Annotated in this window: 5 protein-coding genes; 2 read left to right on the plus strand and 3 right to left on the minus strand. The window is 55.0% G+C overall.

What is annotated here, in order from left to right:
* Nucleotides 1-749, plus strand: a 749-nt coding sequence (gene pabB / locus ACEQ15_RS13625) for an aminodeoxychorismate synthase component I (RefSeq protein WP_370279758.1), incomplete at its 5' end; no start/stop codon positions are given.
* A 20-nt stretch (nucleotides 750-769) separates the two neighbouring features.
* On the opposite strand, the gene ACEQ15_RS13630 is transcribed toward pabB, so the two are convergent.
* The 3 genes from ACEQ15_RS13630 to ACEQ15_RS13640 form a co-directional block, all read right to left on the minus strand.
* Nucleotides 770-943, minus strand: coding sequence for a hypothetical protein (locus ACEQ15_RS13630; protein WP_370279759.1), 174 nt, complete (start codon nucleotides 941-943; stop codon nucleotides 770-772).
* A 473-nt stretch (nucleotides 944-1416) separates the two neighbouring features.
* Nucleotides 1417-1914, minus strand: coding sequence for a gamma-glutamylcyclotransferase family protein (locus ACEQ15_RS13635; protein WP_370279760.1), 498 nt, complete (start codon nucleotides 1912-1914; stop codon nucleotides 1417-1419).
* A gap of 33 nt (nucleotides 1915-1947) precedes the next feature.
* A complete protein-coding gene (locus ACEQ15_RS13640; protein WP_370279761.1) occupies nucleotides 1948-4320 on the minus strand; it encodes a helicase-related protein in 2373 nt (790 codons plus the stop codon).
* Nucleotides 4321-4438: 118 nt separating this feature from the next.
* Between ACEQ15_RS13640 and ACEQ15_RS13645 the strand changes: the two genes are divergently transcribed.
* Nucleotides 4439-5671, plus strand: a complete 1233-nt coding sequence (locus tag ACEQ15_RS13645; protein ID WP_370279762.1) for a TMEM143 family protein — start codon at nucleotides 4439-4441, stop codon at nucleotides 5669-5671.
* Nucleotides 5672-5720 lie beyond the last annotated feature (49 nt).

Here is a 5720-nt window from a genome sequence, read left to right on the forward strand (position 1 = left end):
GCGACTGCTATCAGGTTAACTTTGCCCAACGCTTCAGCAGCAGGTTTGAAGGTGATCCGTGGGCAGCTTACCAGCAGCTACGTAAGGCTGCGCCGGTGCCGTACTCCGCTTATATAGAAACAGAGCACGGGGCGATCCTGTCTCTGTCTCCGGAACAGTTCCTGGAAGTCAAAGACAACAAAGTAACCACCAAGCCGATCAAGGGCACCCGTCCACGTTCCGCCGACAAGGCAGAGGATGCCGCACTGAAGGAAGAGCTGCGCAATTCCACCAAAGACCGCGCCGAAAACCTGATGATTGTGGATCTGCTGCGTAATGACCTGAGCAAAGCCTGCGAGCTGGGCACCGTAAAAGTGCCACGCCTGTTTGCCGTAGAAAGCTACCGTAACGTTCACCACCTGGTAACCACCGTGACCGGCGAGCTGGACAAAAACTTCTCGGAGATTGACCTGCTGGAGCACTGCTTCCCGGGCGGCTCCATCACCGGTGCGCCCAAGATCCGTGCAATGGAGATCATCGACGAGCTGGAACCCCACCGTCGCTCCGTCTATTGCGGCTCCATTGGGTACATCAGTTTCTGTGGACAGATGGATACCAGCATCACGATTCGCACCCTGCTCTGTGAAGACAACAAGATTCACTGCTGGGCCGGCGGCGGCATTGTGGCGGATTCGGTGAGTGATATGGAGTACGAGGAGACCTACAACAAGGTAAACAACCTGCTGCAGGCACTGGAGAACACGCTGTAACGACCAGCGCGGGCAAGCCGCTACTTCTTCGGTTTGCCCTTTTTGAAGATATTCAGCAGTTTTTTCTTGGGATCTTTCTCTTCCGTAGGCAGTGCCTTCTCAAAACGCGCCTGCATCTTATCCAGATTTTTCTCTTTCCGGCGATGGCGGGCTTCGTCCTGTTTAGCACTGAAATCGATTACGTTTTTACTCATAACGTCTCTTTTAAAAAACGGCGATTCTCTCTAGCTTAGACGAATCAGGGTTGCGGGTATAGCACCCAAACGCTATGCAAATCACGTCTACAGCCTCTTCCGTCCCCGCTCACAAAGCGCCCTACCTATGAGCAAGATCAGATTATGGTACTTAATTCCGATTGCCCAAGCCTGATCACTTTTTATACAATTACAAGTTCATCAATTGCGATGGAATCCCCATCCGGGGTTTGATCGAAGGAGTATTGAAGAGCAGTACTATGAACAATGTAATCAGTAAACTGAGCAGCACCTTACCAATGGTGCGCAAGTTAGGCATTGCCTACGTCGCCCTGTCCGCTGGTATGTTTATAGCAGGTTTTGTAAGCACACTGGTCATTCAACTGGGGCAAGTCCAATAAATATCAACTCACTCACACATGAACACAGTACGTTGCAGGCAGGGACGCTAGCTCGTCTCCTTTGCCGACAACTCACCCTGCTTTATAGATAACCGTTTCTCTCATATGACGTTCCACATCCGGATCATCGATTGCGGATACTTCGTGGATCAGCGCTACATAGTCATCGGGTAAACCCGCCTCCAGCGCCCCCTGCAGAACATGCTGCTTATACCACTGGAAGGGTTTCATGCCACGATCGATATGCAACGCCACGTAGGCAAATGCAGTAAGTGACCGTCCATCGTCCAGCTTGAGCTCAACATCGATACACTCGTACCCCACCCCCAGTCCTTCGGCGTTATCCAGATAGGGTTTCTCCACAGGATCGATGCAATACACCACACCCAGCACCTGATCAGACGTTCGGCCGGTATAATGGGCATCAGCCTTGGCCGACTGATCTTTGCCAGACTTGTGAAAGCGCAGCTGATACCGGGTCAGTGTGGCATTCGCCAACACCTCCGCACTTGGTACCCGTGCTTGCATGCGCTTCAGCGACATATTTGAGCCGTACGCGAAGTAGTACATCCAATACTCCTCTACCGGTGGTCGATCTACAGATCAACGGATATCCACCACTCGACTGGCCTTTCTATAGCGGATCTTCCAGCCTTTCCAGACAGGTAACTCCCAGCGTTTGGGATCATCCTTGCGTGTACCTGCAAGCTTCTCAATCACCACCTGTTTCCTCTTTACATCGTAGTGCACTTTCAGACGCAGATCTCCCAGCCTAAGCGACATCGGGTATTTCTCATCAAACGCCTTACGCTGCCAGTCGGGAATCCCCTCAAATTGAAGATCAGTGGCGTCAATCAGCGCTATATCGTCCGCATGCTCTACACCCAACACCTCCAGTTGGTCGCGTAACCAGACATCGGCTGCGGGCACGTCGCCCTCGCCTTCGCCCAAGGCCACAAACAGTGCCCAGGCTTCAAGATCCCGTATCAGCTGATCCGCCACCCCAGACATCAGGCTACCACGCAGGATTAACTCAGCAATGGCGCGGCGCGCAGCCTTTCCTTCCGGAATAACCGTTTCGGAGTGGATCACACGCTCGACATAGACCCGCTGCTGTTCGACACTCAGCCGCCCGCCTTCCCAGATCACCCGCCCCTGCTGCAGCTCACCAAGACCGGCCCGCACCAGAAGATCCAGTTTAACCGGCGCCAGACACGTACCGATAGTCAATGTCTGGCGAGTACCCCGCCCCGGCATACTGTAGTCGTCCAGCAGCACGGCAGCCTCAAACTCTTCGCTCATCCGGCACTGCTCACCGATGGCGATCTCGGCATACCCATTGCCCATTGCGGTACGCCGTTTGGCGCGACGGATATAAGCGGTCGCCGGTTGAGCCTGCAACACCGCCAGCAGCCACTGATCCCGATCAAAGTCGATCCCGGCGGGAATCTCTCCCAGGCCCAGTGCTGCGCGGATCTGTGTTGCCAATCGACGTGCCTCTTTACGTCCAGCGCCATCAATCTCAATCTCTTCCGGGATGGTTTCCTTTGACTGTCCCCTCAGGGCTGCAATCAGGGTTAACGCATCACAGGGCACCGGCAACCAGACCTGAACAGCCTGTAAGCCCTGCTCGCTTTTGGGCAGCCTAAGCCAACGGCCACCCGCACTCAGAGATGCAGCCAAGTCCACCATCGCGCCTTGCAGCAGCGGGTCAGGCATGGCGGTGATCAGGTGGGCAAACTGGGTATCGATTGGCAACGGGAACAGTTTGGTGCCGAGTTCGGTCACCCGCCCGCTCTCATTGATCGCCCGCATCTCCAACAATTTTTCCCGCGCCAGCCGTAGCGACTTTTCAGGTAACCGATCCGCAAAACTTAATGCATCCAGGGCATAACCCGAACAGGCCGCTGCCAGCATCATGTCGACCAACTCTTCACGCTGCACTTCAGGTGGTGTTACCTGCTCTAGCGGCGCGTGTTCACCCCAAAGCCTTACACACAGCCCTGCTTCCAGACGACCTGCACGGCCTTTACGCTGCTCTGCGCTGGCCGCAGAAATAGGATGCAAGCCGAGCACTGTGCGCCCATTACGCTGATGGGTGCGGCGCTCCAGGCCCGAATCGACCACCAGGGTCACACCCGGAATCGTCAGGGAGGTTTCGGCTACATTGGTTGCCAGAATCACTCGACGCCGTGATCCTATACTCAATGCGCGCTTCTGATCTGCAGCGCTCACACTGGCGTGCAGTGGAATCACATCAGCATCAATCGCCTTGAGCACAGCCATGGCTTGCTGGATCTCCTTTCGCCCCGGCAGGAAAACCAGCGTATCGCCCCGATGCCGTTCAAAGTAGTCACTCACTACGGCTTTTATCTGTTGCTCGAGCCCCCTGGCTTCGGGCATCTGGCGAGGATCTTTCGCGCGATGAAACAGTTCCACACCAAAGTTGCGTCCATCAGCCTGCAACACGTCCGCAGTCAGATAATCCGCCAGACGCTGTGCATTCAGTGTCGCCGACGTCAGCACCAACCTTTGCCGTGCCTGCTGTTTGAGCAGAGCCAGCAGGAGATCGGTATCCCAGCGCCGCTCATGAAACTCATCGAGAATAACGGTATCGAAACCGCTGAGCTGATCCTCAGCAAACCAGCGCAATGCAACACCGGGAGTGACAAAGATAATGCGTGTTGTCGCCTGGTAGCGATTATCAAAGCGGATCGCATACCCCACGCCTTCACCCAAGCGGGTTTCTGTTTGCTCAGCCACAAATCCGGCAAGCGCGGTACAAGCCACCCGGCGAGGTTCGATCACCAGCACCCGCCCACGCTCCGCCGCCCAGATTGGCAAGCGGGTCGACTTACCCGAACCGGTTGCCGCGGCAACCACCAGATGGGTATCGTTCAGCTTCGCTTTAAAGGTGGTTTCGATCGAGTCGATGGGCAGTGCAGTAGACATAAAGGCCGGAACGTTCAGCAACAACAGAGGAAAACGCCATCTTATCACTGTTGCCCGCTATTTCAGCGAATCCGATTTCGGCTTTCGCCAGGTTCACCGTAGAATAGAGCGATCGATTTGGCTGTTGTGGAATGCCTGCGTCATGGATCTGAAGACCCCCGCTACCCGTTTTATCCCTTTCCGAAAGCGCGATATTGTGCAGATGTGCCTGGATGACGGGCAACTTGATAGCCACCAGCAACACGACTTTCAGAACTGCAGTTCACTGATCCAAGCCCTGTTTCACTTTGAGTTTCACCAGCGGGCGGAACGCCTGAAGGACAGCTTCAGCACACTTAATCCGGACCGGGACACCCGCGCCATCAAAGCGGAAAGTTCCCAATGCGACCGGTTTGTAAAAGAGCTGGAGCAGCTACTGGATAAAGCCAATTTTGAGCAGGTCTCTGAAGCGGACCTGGCCTTGGCCCTGTCCGAAGACTCACTGTTTAAGATCAAGCTGCACGTGGACTTTGATGAATTCGCCGAAGTGCTGCTCTACTGCCGGGGCGAATCGGTTCGTACCGAAACGCTGCCGACAATGTTTGGCCTGAAGCAACGCGATGTACAGTTCGTGAACTACGATCGGGTGGTGATCTACATCCGCTTTCGCGACGATCTGGACCCGAAACTGGCAGCCGCGCGGGATATCAAGCCCGGCAGCGTCATCCTTAAGCTGTTCAAAAACGTACCCAAAGCGGATCTGGAGATGCTGTTCCCCAATACTGCGGTACGGATGCGTCTGATCGACAAACTAATGATTGGCGTTCCTGCTCTGGTGAGCGGCGGCATCGTGATCAGTACCAAGCTGGGTGCAACCCTCGTATTGTTGGGCTCACTGCTTGGATTCTGGCTGGGGCTGCACTCTAACCCGGTCGAATTGGACAAGGCGGCACTTGTCGCACTTTTTGCGGGCTTTGGTGCGGTGGGCAGCTATCTGTGGAAGCAGTTCAATAACTTCAAAAACCGCAAGCTCCGCTTTGTACAATCCCTCACCCAGAACCTGTACTTCAAGAACCTCGATAACAATGCCGGTGTGTTTCATCGCCTGATCGATGATGCTGAGGAGGAAGAGTGTAAGGAGGCAATTCTCGCCTATTACTTCCTGCTGACCCACGATGCGCCACTGAACGCATCTGAGCTGGACCGGGCAATCGAGCGCTGGTTTGCCGGACAGCACAACTGCGTGCTGGACTTTGAAATCGACGATGCCATCGATAAGCTCAAGCGCCTACAACTGGTATCGGAAACGCCAGACGACCGTATGATCGCCACACCGCTGCCCGACGCGCTTGTCAGCCTGGATCAACACTGGGACCAGCTGTTCAGGTTTGCCTGAATCCATCCATCAGCCAGAAATAGCGTAGGTTGGCCATCGCGAAGCGATG

This window comes from Pontibacterium sp., from assembly GCF_964228735.1.
In the GTDB taxonomy this organism is placed as follows: domain Bacteria; phylum Pseudomonadota; class Gammaproteobacteria; order Pseudomonadales; family Balneatricaceae; genus Pontibacterium.

Bases quoted from the DNA above. Each gene is read 5' to 3' on its own strand.
- ACEQ15_RS13630 (WP_370279759.1), bottom strand. From the start codon at position 943: ATGAGTAAAAACGTAATCGATTTCAGTGCTAAACAGGACGAAGCCCGC.
- ACEQ15_RS13635 (WP_370279760.1), bottom strand. From the start codon at position 1,914: ATGTACTACTTCGCGTACGGCTCAAATATGTCGCTGAAGCGCATGCAA.
- ACEQ15_RS13645 (WP_370279762.1), top strand. From the start codon at position 4,439: ATGGATCTGAAGACCCCCGCTACCCGTTTTATCCCTTTCCGAAAGCGC.